Source organism: Geobacter sp. FeAm09 (assembly GCF_008330225.1).
In the GTDB taxonomy this organism is placed as follows: Bacteria; Desulfobacterota; Desulfuromonadia; order Geobacterales; family Pseudopelobacteraceae; genus Oryzomonas.
On record NZ_CP042466.1, the window covers coordinates 413,436 to 434,581 of the forward strand.

The 21,146-nt window shown below is 62.2% G+C and carries 19 protein-coding genes, 1 pseudogene and 1 riboswitch; of the genes and pseudogenes, 15 read left to right on the forward strand and 5 right to left on the reverse strand.

The genetic code is table 11. From position 1 onward, the window contains the following. The first annotated feature begins 75 nt into the window (after positions 1–75). The 15 genes from FO488_RS19265 to FO488_RS01975 all read left to right on the forward strand — a co-directional run bounded on the left by FO488_RS19265 (position 76) and on the right by FO488_RS01975 (position 17,854). Positions 76–228, forward strand: a complete 153-nt coding sequence (locus FO488_RS19265; protein ID WP_168205833.1) for a hypothetical protein — start codon at positions 76–78, stop codon at positions 226–228. A 251-nt stretch (positions 229–479) separates the two neighbouring features. Then, on the forward strand, positions 480–2,132 hold the full coding sequence (locus FO488_RS01910; protein ID WP_205743329.1) for an FAD-binding protein: 1,653 nt from the start codon (positions 480–482) through the stop codon (positions 2,130–2,132). An 82-nt stretch (positions 2,133–2,214) separates the two neighbouring features. Further along, positions 2,215–2,604 carry a cytochrome c3 family protein gene (locus FO488_RS01915; protein WP_149208980.1) on the forward strand — a complete coding sequence of 130 codons (390 nt, stop codon included), beginning with the start codon at positions 2,215–2,217 and terminating at the stop codon, positions 2,602–2,604. A gap of 237 nt (positions 2,605–2,841) precedes the next feature. Continuing rightward, a complete protein-coding gene (locus tag FO488_RS01920; protein ID WP_149208973.1) occupies positions 2,842–4,038 on the forward strand; it encodes a hypothetical protein in 1,197 nt (398 codons plus the stop codon). A gap of 269 nt (positions 4,039–4,307) precedes the next feature. Further along, entirely contained in the window at positions 4,308–5,993 is a 1,686-nt protein-coding gene (locus tag FO488_RS01925) for a VCBS repeat-containing protein (protein ID WP_149208981.1), read from the forward strand. A gap of 460 nt (positions 5,994–6,453) precedes the next feature. Continuing rightward, a complete protein-coding gene (locus FO488_RS01930) occupies positions 6,454–6,882 on the forward strand; it encodes a hypothetical protein (RefSeq protein WP_149208982.1) in 429 nt (142 codons plus the stop codon). 165 nt (positions 6,883–7,047) lie between these two features. Then, positions 7,048–7,677, forward strand: coding sequence for a molybdenum cofactor guanylyltransferase (locus FO488_RS01935; protein WP_149208983.1), 630 nt, complete (start codon positions 7,048–7,050; stop codon positions 7,675–7,677). A 126-nt stretch (positions 7,678–7,803) separates the two neighbouring features. Beyond that, a riboswitch (molybdenum cofactor riboswitch) is annotated at positions 7,804–7,924 on the forward strand. Between the two features lie 116 nt (positions 7,925–8,040). Continuing rightward, a complete protein-coding gene (glp, locus tag FO488_RS01940; RefSeq protein WP_168205834.1) occupies positions 8,041–9,324 on the forward strand; it encodes a gephyrin-like molybdotransferase Glp in 1,284 nt (427 codons plus the stop codon). Positions 9,325–9,505: 181 nt separating this feature from the next. Further along, a complete protein-coding gene (locus FO488_RS01945) occupies positions 9,506–10,690 on the forward strand; it encodes an MFS transporter (RefSeq protein ID WP_149208985.1) in 1,185 nt (394 codons plus the stop codon). Between the two features lie 90 nt (positions 10,691–10,780). Next, the gene (locus tag FO488_RS01950; RefSeq protein WP_149208986.1) at positions 10,781–11,761 is read left to right on the forward strand and encodes a 2-dehydropantoate 2-reductase; all 981 of its coding nucleotides are present in this window, start codon (positions 10,781–10,783) and stop codon (positions 11,759–11,761) included. Between the two features lie 43 nt (positions 11,762–11,804). Continuing rightward, positions 11,805–12,299: an NAD(P)H-dependent oxidoreductase subunit E gene (locus FO488_RS01955; protein ID WP_149208987.1), complete on the forward strand. Its 495-nt coding sequence runs from the start codon at positions 11,805–11,807 to the stop codon at positions 12,297–12,299. After that, the gene (locus FO488_RS01960) at positions 12,283–14,319 is read left to right on the forward strand and encodes an NADH-ubiquinone oxidoreductase-F iron-sulfur binding region domain-containing protein (RefSeq protein ID WP_149208988.1); all 2,037 of its coding nucleotides are present in this window, start codon (positions 12,283–12,285) and stop codon (positions 14,317–14,319) included. The genes FO488_RS01955 and FO488_RS01960 overlap by 17 nt, the downstream gene beginning before the upstream one ends. After that, on the forward strand, positions 14,316–15,011 hold the full coding sequence (locus FO488_RS01965; RefSeq protein WP_149208989.1) for a 2Fe-2S iron-sulfur cluster-binding protein: 696 nt from the start codon (positions 14,316–14,318) through the stop codon (positions 15,009–15,011). Before FO488_RS01960 ends, FO488_RS01965 begins: the two co-directional genes overlap by 4 nt. Positions 15,012–15,530: 519 nt before the next feature. Continuing rightward, positions 15,531–17,159, forward strand: a complete 1,629-nt coding sequence (locus FO488_RS01970) for a methyl-accepting chemotaxis protein (RefSeq protein ID WP_149208990.1) — start codon at positions 15,531–15,533, stop codon at positions 17,157–17,159. Between the two features lie 170 nt (positions 17,160–17,329). Further along, the gene (locus FO488_RS01975; RefSeq protein ID WP_149208991.1) at positions 17,330–17,854 is read left to right on the forward strand and encodes an indolepyruvate oxidoreductase subunit beta; all 525 of its coding nucleotides are present in this window, start codon (positions 17,330–17,332) and stop codon (positions 17,852–17,854) included. Between the two features lie 23 nt (positions 17,855–17,877). Here the strand turns inward: FO488_RS01975 and FO488_RS01980 are convergent, their stop codons facing one another. The 5 genes and pseudogenes from FO488_RS01980 to FO488_RS20565 form a co-directional block, all read right to left on the reverse strand. Further along, the gene (locus tag FO488_RS01980; RefSeq protein WP_149208992.1) at positions 17,878–18,543 is read right to left on the reverse strand and encodes an SOS response-associated peptidase; all 666 of its coding nucleotides are present in this window, start codon (positions 18,541–18,543) and stop codon (positions 17,878–17,880) included. Positions 18,544–18,869: 326 nt separating this feature from the next. Beyond that, positions 18,870–19,489 (reverse strand): annotated as a pseudogene (locus FO488_RS01985) (flavin reductase family protein). A gap of 20 nt (positions 19,490–19,509) precedes the next feature. Continuing rightward, positions 19,510–20,304, reverse strand: coding sequence for an MBL fold metallo-hydrolase (locus FO488_RS01990; RefSeq protein ID WP_149208993.1), 795 nt, complete (start codon positions 20,302–20,304; stop codon positions 19,510–19,512). Next, entirely contained in the window at positions 20,301–20,837 is a 537-nt protein-coding gene (locus FO488_RS01995; RefSeq protein ID WP_168205835.1) for a GNAT family N-acetyltransferase, read from the reverse strand. The genes FO488_RS01990 and FO488_RS01995 overlap by 4 nt, the downstream gene beginning before the upstream one ends. Further along, positions 20,834–21,088: a ferredoxin family protein gene (locus FO488_RS20565; RefSeq protein WP_370514336.1), complete on the reverse strand. Its 255-nt coding sequence runs from the start codon at positions 21,086–21,088 to the stop codon at positions 20,834–20,836. Before FO488_RS20565 ends, FO488_RS01995 begins: the two co-directional genes overlap by 4 nt. Between the last annotated feature and the right edge of the window lie 58 nt (positions 21,089–21,146).

A 21,146-nucleotide genomic window follows, 5' to 3' on the forward strand; every position in this document is an offset into this window, starting at 1 on the left:
GGGTAATTTATATTATGTTACGGTTTTTACAATATATTGTGAAATTTTGTTTATTGTAAACGATATTTAATTTTAATGCAAAGTAATATCAATATGTTGTATTTGCGGGCACAGACGTTGCTTTATATTGCTGTCGCTTCTGCTTTTGCCGCAGCTGCCTTCTTTGGTCAAGCAATCGTGTCTGAAGAAAAGTACAGACGGTTTATTAGTAATGATTTATTTTATTGATATACTGTCTACTGGCCGGGAGCATCGGGAAAGCGGAAGCTGCCAGGGCATACGGAAGGAGCGGGGCAAGGTTTGTGATGGTTTTACCACTGGCTGCAGGTGCTTTGCCGGCATGTGGCCGCACTGTATGCAGTCGTAACCCGTCAGTTTTGCAGCAGCATAACCAGAGTGAGGAGGGCAGTTTGATGGTTGAAGACAACTCAGAGGAGGTAAGAGGAATGGCTCACGACACAACGAACGAGGAGAGTGGTATGGATCAGTACACTAAGCATGTGCTCGAACAGGGCATCTCACGGCGGAGCTTCCTGTCCCGCACGGCAATGGGCGCCGCCGGCGCCGGCTTGCTGGGTCTCGGCGGTTTTGCCGCGAAGGATGCTGAGGCGGCGGTGGAAAAAGGCGGGCAGTTCGCCAAGAGTTCGGACGGTGGCGCGACGCTCAATTTCATGCCGAAGCCGAAGCCGATCACGGACAAGGAGATCGCGCATACGGTGACGTTCGACGTCGTGGTGGTCGGTGCGGGCGCCGCGGGTGTCCCGGCGGCGCTCTCCGCCGCCGAGAACGGCGCGAAGGTTGCGGTGGTCCAGAAGCACCCCATGCCGATTTCCCAGGGCAATACCGGTTCCGGCATCGATCTGGCAAAGAGCGACAAGGCCGGCGTGGAGGCACTGGTGGCACGGCTCATCGCCGACAGCGCCCACCGCTGCAGCCCGTCGCTCATCAGGCAGTGGGCCTACAACTCCGGGGAGGCGGTCAAATGGGTCATCGATCGCGCCAAACAGGCCGGCTCGCCGGTCGTGGACCAGGGAAGCGGCCCCCAGGTTGCCATCCGCAAGGTCAACGGCTACACCCTGAATTACGTCACCTCGTTCTTCGGTCCGAAGCCCTATACCACGGGCGACGGCATGCGCCACCTGGCCAAGACCGCCGAGAAGGCCGGGGTCAAGTTTTTCTTCAACATGCCGGCCGTGCAGTTGGTCCAGACCAAGTCCGGTGAAGTGATCGGCGTGATTGCCAAGGGGCGGGACGGCAAATACACGAAGTTTTTGGCCAAGAAGGGCGTCATCCTGGCGACCGGCGACTACCAGAACAACAAGGCCATGTGCGAATACTTCATCCCCGACCTGAAGAACTTCGGGCGCAAGCAGATGGACCGCACCGGCGACGGTTTTGCCATGGCCTACTGGGCGGGCGGCGTGATCGAGCCCATCGGCCACACCAAGATGCTGCACGACTTCGACGCCGGTCCGGCCACCATGTGCGACATGCCGTTTCTGGCCGTCGACCGCCAGGGGAAACGGTTCGTCAACGAGACCGTGGAGATGTCGCTGCTCAACAACTACCTGCGCGATGAAAAGAACGCCGGCCACTACTCGCAGGTCTTCGATTCGGACTACATGACCCAGGCCGCGACCTGGCCGGGCAAGCTGGTTCCGCCCGAAGGGCTGAAGAACTACATGCCCGACGTTCCGGGCCCCAAGAAAGGGGTCTTCCCGTCGCTTATCAACACCCACGTGGCGGACACGCTGGAAGAGCTGGCCAAGAAGCTGGAAGTCGACCCGGCCACGTTCGTTGCGACGGTCAAACGCTACAACGAGGTGGTTGCCTCCGGCCAGGACAGCGATTTCGGCAAGCCCGCCGACCGCCTGGTCCCGGTCCTGAAGGCCCCGTTCTACGGCATCCATCGCCGGGTGCGCGTCTCCACGATCTGCTCCGGCATGCTGATCAACGACGACCACCAGGCCCTCAATGCCGACGGCAAGCCGATCAAGGGGCTGTATGTGATCGGCAACCTGGGCGGCGGCTTCTACGGCGGGGTGGACTATCCGCTCACCGTCTTCGGGCTCTCCCTGGGGCGTTGCTACACCTTCGGCTACCTGACCGGAAAGCACGTGGCGAAGCTGTAGTCCGGAAGCATCCTGAAAGATCGGGAACGGCTGCTGCCGTTCCCGGCACCACTAAAGTCACCTATTTACGAGAGGAGAAAAGATGAAGAACAAAACCATACAAACGTTCTTGTGTGCCATTTCACTGGTTGTGCTTCTGGGGGGGCTTTTGACGGCGGGGGCCTTTGCCGCGACTGCGCCGAAGGCGAAAGACGGCGAGTTGGGCAAACTGCATGCGCAAAAGGGCGTCAAATGCGCCCAGTGCCACGGCAAAGCCAAGACCCCCGGCGCGGTGCCGATGGCAACGTGCGTGAGCTGCCACGGAGAGACGGCAAAACTGGCCCAGAAGACGGCCAACGTCCAGCCGCGCAACCCGCATGAGAACCGCCACTACGGTACGGAAGGCGATTGCAACCTGTGCCACCACCAGCACAAGAAGTCGGAGAATTTCTGTCTCCCCTGCCATGAACGGTTCGACTTCATTGTTCCATAAACCTGACGAGCCCCTGGGGAGAGCTTGACCGCCCCGCGGCATGCTGACGTTGTCACCCCGCTGCTTGCGGCGGGGTGATCCGTTCGTCACTACCCGATGTGGCTCTCACCGCGCGGACACGGTTGTTGTGCCCGTGTCCGCGCATCGGGTAATAGGCAACAATGAATTAAGTTCGTGTTTTATATGACCCGATTGGCCTTTTTTGCCAATGGGTAAATTCACCATAAGGAGACGAGAATGAAGAGAGGGATTGTTGGAGTGGTAGCATGTGCGGCGTCGGTGGCGCTGTCTGTACCCGCGTTGGCGGTGGACTTCAGTGGTTACGGTGCGGTCCGGGTTGGTACGTACTGGACGCAGAACCAGTATTACAGTGCCACTGCGGGAGCGAGCTATGGCGCTCGGAGGAGCGACAGCGACTTCAGCCTCGACCTGATGGGCGACAGCCTTGTGGGCGTCCGCGTGAAGGAAGGGGACTTTTCGGCGGTGGCTGAAATGGGCGCTTTCAACCCGAAGGCCGCGAGCTCCGGCCCTGAAGTTCGGTTGCTGTTCGGTGAGTGGGATTTCGGGAAGGGCAAGATCCGCGTGGGTAAAGCGCCCAGCCCGTACGTGTACCGCACGCAGATGACGTGGGACAGCGACGGCGGTATGAACGCCTACGGCTCGCTGTGGGACGGCCGTTACGCCCAGATCAAACTGACCATGAACAACGGCTTTTACTTCACCCTGATGCAGCCGCGTGCCGGTGCCGGCAGCGTCTACACCAGCAACGCCGCTGGTGCCGGCAGCAGCCTTGCGGCCTTCTCCGAGACAGCCAACACCTACGCCACGACGTACACGAACTACAACACCATCATGCCGAAGATCGTGACGGGCTACGAAGGCAAACTGTCGAACTGGACCTACGGCGGCGGCGTATCGTACAACCTGTACAACCTTGAGCGTGTCACGGCTGCCAACGCCACTCCGATCAAGACGGACATCCACTCGTACCTGGTCTTCTTCCACGGGAAGGTGGATGTAGCGCCGGTTGAATTCAGCTACAACCTTTTCACGGGCCGGAACCTGGGCGACCTGATGAGCTCTGCGGCGAGCGCCTATGTTGCGACCTCTGCGACGTTCAGCACGACGGGCACGGCCTCCTACTATGACGTAACGAACGACGCGAACGCGTACACGTACGGTGGCTGGGGCCAGATCGGCTACACGGTGAACCCGAAACTGAAGATCTACGCCGGCGCATCCTACGTATCTGACGACAACCGCAAGACCCGTGCGGACGAGCGTTTTGCCGCTTTCGTGAACGCGCATTACCAGGTGAGCAAGAACTTCAAGATCGTGCCTGAGATCGGCTACATGAACGACATGACGAACACGCTTGGCAACAAGGAGCCGCGGACGCTGGAAGCCGGCGCCAAGTGGGAAATGAGCTTCTAGTCAACGACAGCTTCACAAGGCTCACAAACGAGCCTCCTTCATGTAATGGGGGGGAGAAATCCCCCCGATTTTTTTATCCGGCACATAAGGATGTGGTTGTTTGCCGTAAAGACGGGACACCTGTCCGGTGAGCTTGGCGCCTTGGCCGCCCGGTCCAGGCTCCCCGGGAGGGGGGAGTGCCCTGCGTTTCGACCTTTACGCCCGGTCCGTCATGTGATAGAGAAATCATGAAGCACTAACTGACCACGTTGTCCAGGAGGAGCATAGGTATGTTACGCACGCTACGGGCCACTTCCTTTCTACTCGCGCTGTTCCTGTCTGTCACCGTCCTGAACGCCTCGGCGGCCTTTGATGAGGCGCTGGTGCGTGATTTTGCCCCGCTTTCCGGCTACGTCATCCAACCGGCCGGGAACGAGTTCATCATCGATCTCGATGCGCGGCAGCAGATTGCCGTCGGCGATATTTTCAGCGTGGTGACCCCCGGTGAAAAGATCATTCATCCGGTGACCAAGGAAGTGCTCGGCACCCAGGACACCGTGAAAGGTATCTTGCAGGTCACCCGCATCAAGGCGGGCTATTCCTATTGCCGCCCCCTCGGGGCCGTATCCGGCATCAGAAACGGGGATGTCATCCGCCGGTTCCAGAATATCGATGTGGATTTCTGGGACTATACCGGCCAAGGGGAGCCGTTGTTCAAAGAACTGCAGACGACCCTGCCCCATCTCCCGTGGCAGGGATACGCGGCATCCCAAAAGAGCAGACCAGCAACCCCCGCCCTTCCTGCGGGGAAATCTCCCGCCCTCTACTTTGTCCTCACCAGCCAGGGGCTGGAAGTACGCTCCCCTGACTTTGAAATAATCCATGCCTATCCGACCCCCGGCACGCAGCAGGCGCGAATCAGCACTGTCACGGCCAACGCGCCGGCAGCCGAGAAGAGCGAAAGCGCCATGATCAGCCGCGTCTTCGATTCCGGTACGGAAACCTACTGGACCAGCCCTCCCATGAAAGGTACGCCGGTGGGTGTGGAGACAGGGGATTTCGACGGGGACGGCAAGCAGGAGGTTGCCGTGGCTTTTGGCGACAGGGTGGAGATCTATCGCCTGGCCGGCGGAAATTATCAGCAGTTGGCCACGATCCCCCTCGGTGTCGCCATGAGGGCCTATCACTTGGATGGCTTCGATCTGAAAGGAAACGGCCGCCCGCAACTCTTTGTCTCGGCCGTTACCGATGCCGGAAATCTTTCGGGGGTCATGATAGAATCGCAGGATGGTCGGTACCGCATAGCCCGGAAAGGGATTCCCTGGCACATGCGCAGCCTCATGCTGCCGGGAGAGGGGCCCATTCTGCTTGCCCAGGAGATGGGGGTCCAGGGACGCGAGTTTTCCGGGCCGGTATTCCGGGTCAGGCTGGCGGGCACCGAACTTGCCAAAGGTGGGGCAGCCGAGGTGCCTGCCAAGGCAAACCTGTATGATTTTACCCCGTTCCGCTTCAAAGACCGGAAGCTGTTCGCCTGCCTGGGAGCTGACGGCTATCTGAATATCGTCGCGCCGGACGGCCAGGTCGTTGGCAGCAGCGTGGACAAAATGGGGGGAAGCGAGTCCTACCTGGAGATGACCGAGGATGTCCAGAGCGGCGGGGAAAGCCGGATTTCGTACCTGCCGTCCCGCATCGTGGTGAACGAAAACGGGGAGATTGTGGTCCCGGTCAACACCGGTTTCAGTCTGCTTTCCCGGGTAAGGATGTTCTCGAAATCGGAGATGAAGGCCATGACATGGGATGGTTCGACCCTGCGTGATGCCTGGCATTCGATACAGGAAAAGAGCTACCTGGCCGACTTCCGCCTGGCGGATGCGAACAACGGGGGAAGCAAGGCGCTTGTAACCGTTGTGGCGTTTCCCGATTACAATCCCCTTGCGGCCCGCAGGGCTGCGCTCCATATCTACAAGCTGCCCTGACGACCGGCAGCAAGGGATGCATGAAAAAGCCCGGCTCGATGTGCCGGGCTTTTTTGTTTGAAAGGGGGCTTGTATTTTCCAAATTGATACACGACTTATCAAAACAAGAAGCCTTTGAGCGGCTTTTGTAAATAAATGCAATAATTCATGATGGTTATTGGTGCGTATTCAATGGCATGCTCGCTGCAATCTGAAACAGCGTCTCACTCGAAAAGCTGACCCGAGACGGTTGCAAGCGCAGAACCCGGGGCCGCCGAACCCCTTTCTGCGTGCATGGAGCCCGTGGAGTGACCCTCCCTCCTCCACGGGTGTTCTTGACACATGGATGATTCGGCAGTCAAGGTGCGGCGCCATGCCGTATCGAAACGCCACCGGAAACGGTCTGTCCGGGTACGAGGGAGGCCCGGCATGGGAACCGGGCTGTCTGCCGGCGGGTCTCTGATGAAAAAGGACACGGATTATGGAACTGCACACCTACGGACAATGCAGCAGTCCCCTTCCCGGCATGATGGTTGACCCGTTGCCGCTGGGCGCGAGAAAGCTGGCCTGCGACAGCCGGTACCGGAGCATCATCGGCCAACTGGATGCCATGATCGGACTGGTTCGCCGGGAACCGGGCCGCAACCTGGTGCTTGAAGTGGATCATCTTCTGGAGGCCATGATGGATCATATCGGCTCCGAGAACAGTTACATGGAGTTGGTGGGGTTCCCCCAGGCCGTACAGCACGGTCTGCACCACCAGACCATCTGCATCACCACCGCCGAGTTGCGGCATCGCTTCAGCAAAGGGCAGAGCGTGCTGCCCGACGAGTTGGCCGCTATCCGCCTGCTCTGGATGGAACACATCCAGGTCCATGACCGCGCCTTTGCGGAATTTCTGGTTTCCTAGGGCTGGCGCCCCGGACCAGGGAACACCCGTGGTTGCTCAGCTCATTTTTCGCGAGAAACAAAGAGCCAAATAGGTTACTATGCGGCTGCTTCGAAAACTTATCGGCAGATATCCTGGGTCGTGCCAAACCATCGGTTTGTGGCACCCGGGTCGCCAGGAGACATAATGGACAGACCCTCCCGCGGGCAGGAGATTCGAGGGCCGCTTGAAGGCATAACCGGTGTGATTCTGGCCGGCGGCGCATCCAGTCGCATGGGCAGGAACAAGGCCCTGCTGACGCTGGACGGCATGCCGCTGATCGAGAAGATCCACCGCACCATGGCCCAACTCTTCCGGGATGTGGTGCTGGTTACCAATACGCCGGAGGTGTATGCCTTTCTGCCGTGCCGCACGGTGGCTGACGTCTATCCCGGTTTTGGTTCCATTGCCGGCCTGCATGCAGGCCTTGCGGCCAGTTCCGATGAATGGATATTTGTTACGGCGTGTGACGCCCCCTTCATCAACCCGGAAGTGATACGAATGATGGCCGCCGTCTCCCCGGGGCATGATGCGGTGGTGCCGATCAGCGAGGGGGGCAAGGAACCATTGCATGCCCTGTACGGGCGGCGCTGCCTGGCGGAGGTGGAGCACCTCATCCGGCAGGGTGACCGGAAACTTTTGATTCTGTTGGATCGTGTGCGGACGAGATACGTCACATCGGAAGAACTTGCATCCATCCCCGGAGCGGAACGTTCGTTTTGCAATGTGAATACGCCGGACGAGTACGCTGCCATGGTGGGGATGCGGAGGCCCTGAACCCGTCGGCCTTGATGGCGCGCCCCGCCGTCGAATAACGAGGCACACAGATGTGACCCGTCTGTGGCGATGGCCCCAGATGCAATTTGTTTGACCTATCGATATATAATAATGTATATAGCGAAATGGGTAGAATCTCTCCGACCAGCATCACCCAAGGCGCTGTGAGCTATGGTGGTCGGGTGTGGGCGTCGCCGGAAACAGCGCCGCCTCCCTGGTTTGGAAAGGAGCGGACACTACGGCGCAAAGGCCGACGGGTGTGGTGCTCCGTCGGTTTTTGTATTGTAAGGCAATGGCGGCCGGTGGTGGTATCCCTTCCAGAGAATGAAGCCGTGCCGGACAATCCCACCAAGGAGAACGACTATGACAAATTACGACAAAGCGCGATCCAGTATCCTTGAGAAGATCAATGTACTGGAAGCCGTGGAGCAGCCCCTGATGGACTGCATCGGCCAGGTTTTGGCGGAGGACGTTTATTCGGAATACGATCTGCCCCAGGTGGACTCTTCCGCGCCGGACGGCTACGCGGTAAGGTCCGTCGATATCATGCGCGCCAGTAAGGCGAATCCCGCCATACTGCAGATCATCGAGACGGTCAGGGCCGGAAGCCTGCCGAAAAAGAAGATCCGCAGCGGTACGGCGGCGAGAATCATGACCGGATCGGCACTGCCCAAGGGGGCGGATTGTGTCGTACGGTTTGAAGACACGGATGAACCGGCAGACAAGAACGGCCCCAACAGCGGCAACCCTTCCGAGGTAAAGGTCTATCTCAGGGTTGCACCGGGAAGCAATATCCGGAAAGCGGGGAGCACGATTGCGAAAGGCGCCCTGGTGCTGCCGAAGGGGGCACTTATCGGCCCGGCCCAAATATCTGCGCTCACGGCAAACGGAAAAAACCGGATCCGGGTGGTCCGGCGTCCGGTCATTGCGGTCATCTCCACCGGCGACGAATTGATCGCCGCCGGTCGGAGACTGTCCCCCGGCAAGGCCTACGATTGCAATAGCGCCGCAATCGCTTCGCTCATTTCCCACTACGGCGGCATACCGATGGTGCTGGGGATTGCCCGCGACAACGAAGAGTCGGTTTCGGCCATGATGAGAAAGGGGGCCATGGCGGATGCGATCATCACCAGCGGCGGCGTTTCCAAGGGGGACTATGACCTGATCCGGCTGGTGATAGGCAAAATAGGCGAGTTGCATTTTTCCCGGATCAAGATGGGGCCCGGCGCCTCTTTTGCCTTCGGCCAGACGCACGGGACCCTCGAGGGAGGCACAGGCGGTCCCATCCCGGTATTCGCCCTGGCCGGCCCCCCGTCCGGCTGCCTGATCAATTTTGAAACCCTGGTGCGGCCGGCCTTGCTCAAGATGCTCGGCTATACGAAGATCAAACATGCGACGGTCAAGGCGACCGCCCTGGATTCATTGCCGGACCGGAAAGCGATAGCATTCGTAAAATGGAGCAAGCTTCACGATTCCCGCGGCGAATACCGGGTCAAGCTGAATTGCTCCGAGGAAACGGGAACGCTGGCATCCATGGCAATGGCCAATTCGCTCACCATCATCCCGGAAGGGGCGAAGGTCGAGGCCGGCGACCGGATCCAGGTCCTGCCACTGGACTGGTGTCTCGGCCCCGTTCACCAAGACTGAGGAAAGGCGAAAGCCGCCGTGGCACGACGTGGCGTTTTATCAATTTGATAAGCCCTGTGTCAAAAGAAGAACCATTCCGGCGGGTCGCGGCCGCCGGGTAAAGGATTCAGGCCCTTTGGGCTCCTGTCGATAATGGCACATTCGTTGCTGCCCGTTACAGGGCAAGGATCGGATGTGACCCATGGAATCACGAGAGCATACCGCTGCCAGGCTGCTGCTGGTCGCCTGCACCATCAGTTTCGTCAGTTACCTCGGTTCGTACATGCGCTTGCCGATTGTGCCGCTGTTTGCCGCGTCCCTGGGCGCCGATGCGGTCCAGGTCGGGATGATCAATGGCGCCTTCATGCTCATGGCGGCCGCCCTCTCCATACCGTCGGGTCTCATTTCCGACCGGCTGGGCCGTCGTCCCCCCCTCCTGGGCGGTCTGCTCATCCTTACCGGCTCGTCGCTCCTGCTTTACTGGAGCAACAGCCCGCTGCAGATCGCCTTTATCTATCTGGCCTTCGGCGTAGGGCTGTCAACCCTCTCGCCGTCACTCATGGCCTCCGTGGCCGACGTCACCACCCCTGCAGCGTTGGGACGTGCCTATGGCTGGTATACCATGGCGATGTACACCGGCATGGCCCTCGGGCCTGCCGTCGGAGGTTTCCTGGGCACCGCCCTGGGGCTGCGGATGGTGTTCCCCGTGGCGGGGGGACTTATCTTTGCCATGTTTTTCGTGGCGCTCTGTCTGCTCCCCCGGCATGCCGGCCACCGTCGTGGTGGGAGCTCCCCCGCCATCCGGCCCGCGCTGAGGGTGCTTTGGGCCAACCGCCCCTTCGCCGCCTGCCTCGTCGCCACCCTGGGAAGCAGCCTGGGGTACGGGATGTTCGTCACCTTTATGCCGCTCGCCATGAAGGGGCAGGGGATGACCACAACGCACGTGGGGTTCGTGTTCGCGATCCAGACCCTGGCCAATGCCCTGTCCCGCTACCCGTCGGGATGGCTGTGCGACCGGGTTGCCGACAGGGGGCGGCTCGTGGCCGGCGGCCTGGCCCTGTTCTTCCTGGCCCTGGCCGCCTTCGGGCCCTGCACCTCCGTGGGGCCGCTCATGGCGGTCGCCGCGCTGATGGGAGGCAGCATGGGGGTCGCCTATACGGTCATCTGCGCGCTCATTGCCGACGTTGTGCCCCGGGAAGTGCGCGGGCTTGCCATGGGGTGCTACAACACCTGCGTCTATTCCGGCATGATGCTGAGTTCGGCCGGCATGGGGCCGATCGTCCGGGCAGAAGGGTTCAGGGCCGGTTTTTTCGTTATCGGGGCTGTGGGAGTCGTGGTACTGTTCCTGTTCACGGCGGTGTACCGCGGCCATCCTGCGGCCCGCTGAATGCTTTTCCGCACATTGCGGCTGTTCCCGGGGACCGCAAATGAGCGGTTGGCTGAAGGAGTGCCGGGAAAAGCGAGAGGAGGGACGTGTATGAAGAACATCTGCATCTATGGCGCCGGGGCGGTGGGCGGGTTCATAGGCGCCCAATTGGCCCGCGCGGGTTTCGCCGTCGGCGTGGTCGATCAGGGGGCCACGCTGACGGCCCTGCAGCAGCACGGACTCAGGCTGCATACCGATAATGAGACCTTCACGGTGGCGGTCAATGCGGTGGCCGAACCGGAGGCCCTCGGCATACAGGACCTGGTCATCATCGCCGTCAAGGCGACCGCCATGGGGGCCATTGCCCGGCGGATCGCCCCGTTGATCGGCCCCCAGACCATGGTCATGACCGCCATGAATGGCGTGCCGTGGTGGTTTTTCAACGGCTTCGGCGGTGACTTTTCGGGGATGAGCCTCGAATCCGTGGACCCCCAGGGGACGATTGCCGCGGCCATACCTGCGGGCAACGTCGTGGGAGGGGTCGTCCACGGCAGTTTTGCGCTGTTCGAGCCCGGCTACGTGAAGCATGTTTTCGGCAACACGCTCATTATCGGCGAGCCCGACGGGACCCTGTCGGAGCGTATCCGTTCCCTGGAGCAGCTGCTCACGGCGGCGGGGCTCCATATCGTCGTCTCCCGGAATATCCAGCAGGACATCTGGTTCAAGCTCTGGGGAAACATGACCATGAACCCTGTTTCGGCACTTACCGGCGCAACCTGCGACAGGATCCTCGACGACCCCCTGGTCAACCGGTTTTGCCTGCGGGTCATGGAGGAGGCGGCACAGATCGGCAGGGTCATCGGCTGCCCGGTGGAGCAGAACGGGGAGGAGCGGAACGGGGTCACCCGCAAGTTGGGCGCCTTCAAGACCTCCATGCTCCAAGACGTGGAGGCCGGCCGGGCTGTGGAACTGGATGCCCTGATCGGTTCGGTCCGTGAAATAGGCCAGAAGATCGGCATGCAAACGCCGAATATCGATGCCCTTTTAGGGCTTGCGCGGCTCCATGCGTCGGTGCGGGGCTTATACCGATAGCGGCCGCCCCCATCCCCGCGAACAACTCCAATGAGGAAGGCAGATGTCAGATCCTGAAGATACCGGCGTACCGCCCTGCTTGTCCGAAATCATCCGGGATCTGCCCGAGATCGAACAACAGCTTGTCAATATCCTCAACGGCTTGCAGGAGAAAAACGGCCACATCCCGGAAGAGGAGCTGCGGAGCCTGGCACTGCTGACCCGGCAACCGGAATCCGCCTTGCACGCCCTGGTCGGTTTTTTCGATTCCTTTCGCACCTGCCCCCTGGGGAGGAACCATCTGTCCGTCTGTTACGGCACCGCCTGCTATGCCCGGGGCGCCGACCTGGTCTACGACCGGCTGGCCGGCGAAGTGGAACTCGATGCCGACGGCACCTCCACCGACGGTTTCATCACCCTGGACAAGGTGCAGTGCGTCGGGGCATGCAGCCTGGCACCGGTGATACGTGTCAATGGCAAGCTCGAAGGGCCGGTGAAATCGCATCGGATGTCTGCCCGGCTGCGGGAGCTGAAGAAGGACGATGTCCTCCCCGACTGAGAAAACCGCGGCCGGCGGCGGGGTATATCGCGGCGTGCAGCGGGGGACCGGGCAGGAGAGCACCCCGTCCGCCCGCCCCCGTGCTGCGGAAGAGATCGCGCAGCTCCTGGCCGCCCGGGCCGGTTTGCGGAATATCCCCCCCGTGCTCGTGGAACTGGCCCAACAGGGGCACCGGCTCCTCTGCCCAACCACCATGTCCCGGATCGGCGTGGGCGCAGCCACCTGCGGCCTGGCGGCCGGAGCCGGCGAGCGCTTGGCCCTGCTGGCCGCCCGCCCCGATTTCAAAGACAGGGTCGTGGTACGCCATGTGGGGTGCCTCGGTGCCTGCTTCGGGGAGCCGCTGGTGGATGTCCGCACCCCGGACGGCCGGCATTACCTCTTCGGCAGGGTCGGCAGCCACCTGCATTGGCCCATCATCCGCACGGCCCAGATGGGGACGTTGCAGAAGGGGGCCTGGCTGGTCATGCGTGAGCGGGAGCCGGGTCTGCTCACCGGCTATGAGGACCTGGAAGTCGAAACGGTCATCGACGGCAATTTCGCCGCCTTTTTCGAACATCAGACGCGGCGCGTCAGCGGCAACTGCGGCCTCATCGACCCCACCAGCCTGCCCGAGTACGTCGCCGCCGGCGGGTATTTCGCTTTTGCGAAGGCGTTGCTGGAACTCAGTCCCTCCCGGGTGATCGCCGAGGTCACCGCCTCGGGGCTGCGCGGCCGGGGGGGCGGCGGTTTCAGGACCGGCCACAAGTGGGAGAGCGCGGCCGCCGGCGCCGACCGGCAGCGGATCGTCATCGCCAACGGGGACGAAGGCGACCCCGGCGCCTACATGGACCGGACCCTCCTGGAAAGCGACCCCCACCGGGTCCTGGAGGGGATCATGCTGGCCGCCTATGCCGTCGGCGCCGACCAGGCCCACATCTTTGTGCGCCGCGAGTATCCGCTGTCGGTGGAGCGCCTGCGGCGGGCGATCGCCGATGCCCGGGCCGCCGGGCTCCTGGGGGGGAACATCCTGGGAACGGACTTCTCGCTCCGGATCGGCATCACCCAAAGCGCGGGGGCGTTCGTCTGCGGAGAGGAAACCTCCCTGCTCCGGGTCATGGAAGGACATCGCGGCGAACCCGCGCCCCGCCCGCCGTACCCGGCCCAGAGCGGTTACCGCGGCCATCCGACGGTGATCAACAACGTGGAGACCCTGGCCAATGTACCCTGGATAATCGCCCGCGGCGCCGACGACTTCCGTGGGGCGGGCAACGGCGACAGTCCGGGGACCAAGATCTTCTGCCTGACCGGCGACATACCAAACGCCGGCTTCATCGAGATCCCCCTCGGTACGGGCGCCCGGACCGTCGTGGAGGGGATCGGCGGCGCAGCGCCCGGCAACGTCAATGCATTGCAGATCGGCGGCCCCTCCGGCGGTATCGTGCCCTACGACGATTTTCCCCTGGATTTCTCTGCGGTTGCCTCCGTGGGCGCCATGATCGGTTCCGGCGGCCTGGTCGTACTGGATGCAACCCGCTGCCTGGTGGACCTTGTCCATCATCTGGTCAGCTTCATGGCTGCCGAATCGTGCGGTCAATGCCTGCTGTGCCGGGACGGCCTGGCCACGCTGGAAGGGATGCTGGCGCGTCTCACCGCCAACAGGGGGACCCCGGACACGATCGAAAGGATGGAGGAGTTGGCCCATGCCATCCCGGACCTCTCGCGGTGCGGGCTGGGGCGCTCGGCGGTCAATCCGCTGCTGACGACGCTCCGCCATTTTCGGGGAGACTATGCCGCACACCTTGACGGGGTTTGCCCCGCCGCTTCCTGCAAGGCTTTGATCCGGTTGGAGATTATTCCCTCCCTCTGCACGGACTGCCTCGGCTGCTACGAGGCGTGCCCGGTCAATGCGGTAAAATTGCACCCGGGCACGAGGGGGGCGGCCCGCTATTCCTTTGACGACGATCTCTGCGTCCGCTGCAGGATCTGCGTTGAAATCTGCCCCCATGGCTGCATCGTCGCCGTCCCCCGGGGGAAGCCATGACGGAGCCGCGCATCCGGATAACGGTGGATGGCCAGCCGCTCCAGGTCGAGCCCGCTCTCCCCCTGCTGACGGCCCTCAGGGCACTGGGCTTCCCCATACCGGGACTCTGCCACCATCCCCGCACGGGGGAGCAGGGACGGTGCAGCCTGTGCATCGTCGAGGTGCGTGACCGGGATGGCTGGCGGGCGGAGCATGCCTGTCTGCTCCGTTGTGAGCCGGGGCTCACCGTAAGGACGGTTTCGCCTCATATCCACCAGCTGCGCTCCTGGGCCGCCCGGCTGTTGTTGGCGCGCGGTCCCTTTAACGAACCGGCCGTCGAGGTGATGCTGCGGGCAGTGCTGGCGGCGGCGGAAAAGGGGGACAACGGGGGACAATACCCCGATGCCGCGCTGCCACCCCTTTCCGCTGACGGCACTGACGCCGCCACTCCGGCAATGCCGCCCGGCTGCATTCTCTGCGGGCGGTGCATCGGCATGTGCACCGGCATCGGCAAGAACAAACTGGCATTCCTGGGCAGGGGTAAACGGCTCAGAATCGGGTATGTCCACGGCCCGTCGGATACCGGGGCATGCGGCACCTGCCACGCCTGCCGTGGCGTCTGCCCCACCGGTTTCATCCGTTCCAATGGCCAGGCTGCTTTTAGCGCACGGCTTTACCGCAGGCGTGGGGTGCCCCGGAACAACGGGGATTGAGCGGGTACGAACTCAATTCCTCCCCTCGAGCCGACGTCTGCCGGTCCCCGGTGAAATATCCAACAATCTCGAAACTTTCCTGATAATTTCGTAAACATTTCAAATTGAGAAACGCCTTATCATAAAAAGAGCATCCCTATCGGTTTCCGATAGACAAATCGTGCGATTTCAGGCTGTTGTATCCATGTCCCCCTATGGCACATTCGCTGCAACTGACAAGCGCACGAGCAGGTAAGTTGGTGCCGGCAACCGCCATGACGAAGCACGGCGCACGGCGTGTCCTGCCCATGCGTGGTGTGACGACGGAAAACGTCACGGTTGTGGGGACCTCCTTTCGCGTTTACTTCGCCCATTGCCCCGATTTCCCTTCCCTTGACGACCGGCAGGTTTGCCTTGACACTCCGCGGCCACGGAACCGGCATGCCGGGAGGTCGTCGCATGGTCGGGGGCCTTTCCGTTTGGCCGGTGATTTATACCGCCCCCGGTTGTGGGGCTATTCTGCTGAATTCGGAGGTAGTGATGTCTGTGCATAAGAATGCCCGGGTAGGGACGAAGCTTTTTGCCGGTTTCCTGTTTCTGGCCGTTATCGCAACGGCGGTTAATGTGGTGAATGCGCTGCGCTTGTCCCACATCAAGGGGATGCAGCAGCAATTGTACGCACAGGACATCAAGCCGATGAAAGACCTGGTCGATCTGACCGAAGCCTTCCAGAAGATGCGGGTGGCCACCCGGGACGTCACCATCGCCCAGACCCCGGAAGCCAAGCAGAAGGGGAGCGCCCTCCGGAGAGACAGCTTCAAGGCCGCAAACGACGCATTGATCGCCATTGCCGCCAGCTCCAGCGAAGCGAAAGACGCCGCGGAGGAGTTGCGGAAGTCGATCACCCAGTACAATACCCTTCTTGACAAGATCTACGAGATGATCGTCGCGGGCAGGGCCGCCGAGGCGGATGCCTACGGCAGAACACCCGAATCGATCCAGATCGTGAAGAACTGCACGGAGCAGTTGAAGGCGCTGACCGCCGCCAGGATCGCCCACGGCAACAAGGGGACCGAGGCGGCCATCGCCATCACCGATTCGGCGCTGATCCTGTCCATGGTCTGCACCGTGGTCATGCTGGCGATTGCCTTTGTCTTCGGCGTGGTGAGCACCCGCCTGATCACCCGGCCGGTGCACAGGCTGGTGCAGCAGGCGGAAAAGATCGCCGCCGGCGACCTGACGGTGAAGATCCAGCAGGAATCCCGGGACGAGATCGGCGTGCTGGCCGCCTCCTTCGCCACCATGACCGAGAGCCTGCGCGACACCCTCCAGAGGGTCAACGACACCTCGATCCAGGTGGCGACCGCGTCGAACCAGCTCCAGTCCACATCGGAACAGATCGCCACCGGGGCGGAGGAGGTTTCCGGCCAGGCCCAGACCGTGGCGACCGCCAGTGAGGAGTTGTCGGCCACCTCCGGCGACATCGCCCAGAACTGCCACGCTGCGGCCCAGGGGTCCCGGCAGGCGACCGGCGCGGCCCAGACCGGTGCCGAGGTGGTGGCGCAGACGGTGAGCGTCATGACCCGCATCGCCGAGCGGGTCACCGCGACGGCCCAGAGCGTGGAAGGGCTCGGCGCCCGGTCGGACCAGATCGGCGCCATTGTGGGGACCATCGAGGACATCGCCGACCAGACCAACCTGCTGGCCCTGAATGCGGCCATCGAAGCGGCCCGGGCCGGGGAGCAGGGACGCGGTTTCGCGGTTGTCGCCGATGAGGTGCGGGCCCTGGCCGAACGCACCACCACGGCGACCAAGGAGATCGGCGCCATGATCAAGGCGATCCAGACGGAGACCAAGGGGGCGGTGGCCGTGATGCAGGAGGGGGTCCGGGAGGTCCGGCAGGGTACGGAAGAGGCCTCCAGATCAGGCGCTGCCATCCAGGAGATCCTGGACCAGATCAATACCGTCACCATGCAGGTGAGCCAGATCGCCACGGCGGCGGAAGAGCAGTCGGCCACCACTTCGGAGATCACCAACAACATCCACCAGATCTCCGATGTGGTCCACCACACGGCCCGGGGCTCCCAGCAATCGGCCGCCGCCGCCGGGCAGCTCGCCCGGTTGTCGGACGACCTCCGTTCCCTGGTCAGGCAGTTCCGGTTGGCATAGCAGGGGGCGTCTTTGCTAGCCCCATGAGCGGTATCAGGCGTACCGGAAGAACGGAACGGCGGCCGGAAAGCCGCCGTCTCTTTTTGACGACGACTGGTGGCGACACGACGGCGTCGCATGAACGGAAAGGTGCTTCGGCACGATACGAGCGAGGAGGAGGCAGTGCAGCAATGATTTCACAACAGTTGATCATCTCCGGAGTGAACGGCCAGGGGATTCTCTTCATCACCCGGCTTTTGGCGGAGACCGCCATTGCCAAGGGGTTGCCGGTAATGACCTCCGAGACCCACGGCGCGGCTCAGGTCGATGGTGTCGTCATCTCCCACCTCAAGGTGGGGGCGTTCTCCAACCGGCTGGTGCGTCCGGGTAGAGCCGATGGCCTGATCGCCCTCAAGCCGGGCAACGTGGAGCTCCACGGCTCCTTTCTGAAACCGGACGGGTGGATAACGGCCAATGCCGGGGCCGCCGTTCCCCCCGCGGAAGCGGCGACCGTCAACGCCGACACCCTGGCCGTGCAATTGGGCAACCCCCAGGCGGTCAATCTGATCGTCCTCGGCCGCGCCCTCTCCACGGGGCGTCTTTTCTGCACGGCAGAGGAACTGGCCAGGACCATCCGGCGGAAACTGCAGGACAAACCCGCCCTGCTGGAAGAGGCCCTGGCGGCCTTGGACGCGGGGGCCGCCGCGGCCTGCTGACGGAATTTTTTACCGGCGTGCGTCTACACCTGTACGATGCACGCCGGGCTGTCGAAACGCGGATTGTTGATCAGGTCGGGCACCTTATGCGCCTGGAGCAATTCCGGAGGGTAGGGGTGGTAGAGGTGGCGGAACTCTTCCGGCTCCTGCCTGTTGTGGTCCAGCCAGAAGGAATAGCCGTCGGGGGCCAGGATCACCGGCATGCGGTCATGGATCGCCTCCATGGACGTGTTGGCGGAGGTGGTGAGGATGCAGACGCTTTGCAGCATATCCCCTTCGGGGGTTCGCCACTGCTCCCATATCCCGGCAAACCCCATGGGCGAGTCATCCACCGGGTGGATGTAGTACGGCTGCTTGCCCCCCTCGGCCTGCTGCCACTCGTAGAAGCCGGACGCCGGGACAATGCAGCGCTGGTGCCTGATCGCATGGCGGAACGCCGGCTTCTCGTGGACGGTCTCGCACCTGGCGTTGATCATGTGGCGGCCCAGATCCCTCCCCCTGGACCATGACGGTATGAGTCCCCATGTCATTTCGTCAAGCCTGTTGCGCCCATCGCCCGTCCGCCGGACGACATTCACCGCCTGGGTCGGCGCAATGTTATAGCGCGGTTCCAGGTCCGCCGGGGCGGTCACATGGAATATGGCCGCGAGGGTTTCCGGAGAGAGGATGGAAGTGAATCGTCCGCACATATGGCCAGTCATTGCTCCGTTCCGAATATCTTGGCTCGTCTCTGCATAAATTCTACCCGCTATTTCAGAAATTCATACCAGTCGTTGCTCAAATTGCACCGCAATCGGTCCAACACGAAGAAAAAACAAGGGAAAAGGTTTCTTGCAGGAGTGTGGGCTCGTTGGTGGGGGATCGGTGCACGGGGCGAAAAAATGCGCCCGGTTGCCGCCAGGCCCGTGTCGTTTCCAGGGCATGCGGCGGCGGGCGGGTGATGCCGCTTTCACATCAAGGCACCGGTTTCGTCCCTGATCTGAAAGCGGCCTCATGAGCCAATCGGCAGGGCGTCCTAGGCCTGCATCTCCTGCAGCTTGCTTCGGATCTGTTCGCGCTCGGGTTCATCGATCAGTTCCAATCCCGGCGCGTAGGCCTGCCCCAGGCAGTCTCCCAGGGCGTAATAGGCCCTGTCGCCGGAACTGCCGATGAGCGGGTCGATCTTCCCGGCAACCGGCAAGCCATTCTCGCCAAGTACTCCCTCGTCGGATTTCACATCGATGATCTGGCCGATGAACTGGGTATGGGAACCGATCTCAATGGAGTAGAGCATCCGGCATTCCATGACCAGCGGGAACTCGTCCACATAGGGGGCGTCCACCAGATCGCTCTTTACGGCGGTCAGTCCGGCCGCCGGAAATTTTTCGACGTCGGCACCGGAAACGATGCCCAGATAGTCTGTTGCTGCAAGATGCTCCCTGGAGGGGACACTGATTGTGAAGGCGTTGTGTTCCAGGATATTGGCGTGGGTCAACCGCGTCGACTGGATGGAGATTGCCACGCAGGGGGGCATGGTGCAGCAGATCCCCCCCAGGAGGCAACCATGATATTGGGCCGCCCGTCGGGACCGTAGCTGCCGATCACCCATACGGGCGAGGGCACCGCCAGCGGCTTGGGGCCAAGGGAATTCTTCATGTCGTTTGGTCCTTTCTCTGTCAAAGGGTAATCTTCATGCCGTCATGGGCCGCCAGCACATTGGGGTGCCGTGAGACCGTCTCCTGCAACTCCCCGGCGGTGACCGGCCGGCTGTAGTGGATCGACATATGGGTAAGCACCGTCGTCCCTGCCCCCACCTCCCTGCCCAGGCCGATGGCCTCATCCACCGACATGTGGCTGTGGGGAAACCAGTTGTCCCCATGGAACGTGGCATCGCAGACCAGCCAATCCACACCCGCCACTGCCCCTGCGGTTTCGGCCGGCAGACCGGCGGTGTCGGGAAAATAGGCGAGCCGCTTTCCGGCCGAGGCCACCAGAAAGCCCGCGGTCTCTATGCCGTGATTGGCGGGGAGCGGGGTAATGGTGACGCCGTCGAAGGGGTGCGGTTCGTTGAACCGCCAGGCGGTTACGGCAAATACCTCGTCCAGGTCGGGAAACGCCCTTGCGAACTGCTCCACGGCCGTGGGGGGCAGATAGAGCGGTATCGGCTCTTTCCGCTGCAGCTTGACATAGTATTCCAGTTCGCCGATCCCGCCGAAATGGTCGTAATGCCAGTGGGTGAGAAATACGCGGTCGATGGCTTTGATTTGCTCCCGGACCAATTGGGCCCGCAGGTCGGGCGGGGTGTCCAGGAGGATCTGCGTCTGCCCGGCGGTGACGAGCGCCCCGCTCCGGGTCCTGGCATGGGCCGGGTTCTCCCGGGCGTCCCGGCATCCCGCGCAATCGCAGAAAAAGGACGGTGCCCCCGGTCCCGCGCCGGACCCCATGATCCTGAAGGTCGCACCGCCGCTCATGGGGCGCCCCCACCGGCGGCGCATTCGGGCCCGTTGTGCGCCACGCATCCGGCATACCTCATGGGTACCGGGTTGCAGTTGTCCCGGTCCGGGCATTCGCGGCACTGCTCGTCGAACGGGGCCGCCAAGTCGCTAAAAGCGCAGGTCACAAAACCGTTTTTCCGGTAAAACCCCGAGCTTTTCCCCTTTGCCGCCGTCGTGACCGTATAGGCCCCGATGGGTGCCGACGTGCCGTTGCGGGAGTAGCGCCACGGCTGTCCGATCAGCTCCCTGAGCAGGATGCTGCCGGCGCCGTGGCTGCGTGCGCTCCCCTTGACCGCAAACACCAGCAGGTGAAACTCCGCCTCGCCGGTTTGGGTCAGCATGCCCCCGCCGATGATCTCGCCGGCCTCTTGTATCAGGACGTGCTCCTGCATCTCTCCGGCAATATCCATGTTCTCGTCCAGGAAGATGCCCCGCAGTTCGGTCTCGTCCTCGTCTGTCGCAAACACGATGTCATACACGCAGGTATCCTCCCTGTCCGGTGCCGTCATTTCTGCCGCAGTTCCAGTTGGATCGCCTTTTGCGGGCATTGGCCGACACAGGTATAACAGGTGCAGCATTTTTCGGGCGCGGCCGCCACGGCCTTCCCGCCCCCTACCGTGGTCCGCATCTCGAGCACCGCCTCCGGGCAGAAGGCCACGCACAGGCCGCAGCCGTTGCAGCGCTCATCGTCGATGTGCACCTGTACGCTGTAGTCTTCGGGATGTTCCGATGGCCTGACATTGTCCATGACCGGCGGCATGTAGATCTTGCGGCGCGCCTCCGGGATGCTCTTGACCGCCAGTTTTTCCAGCGACGCC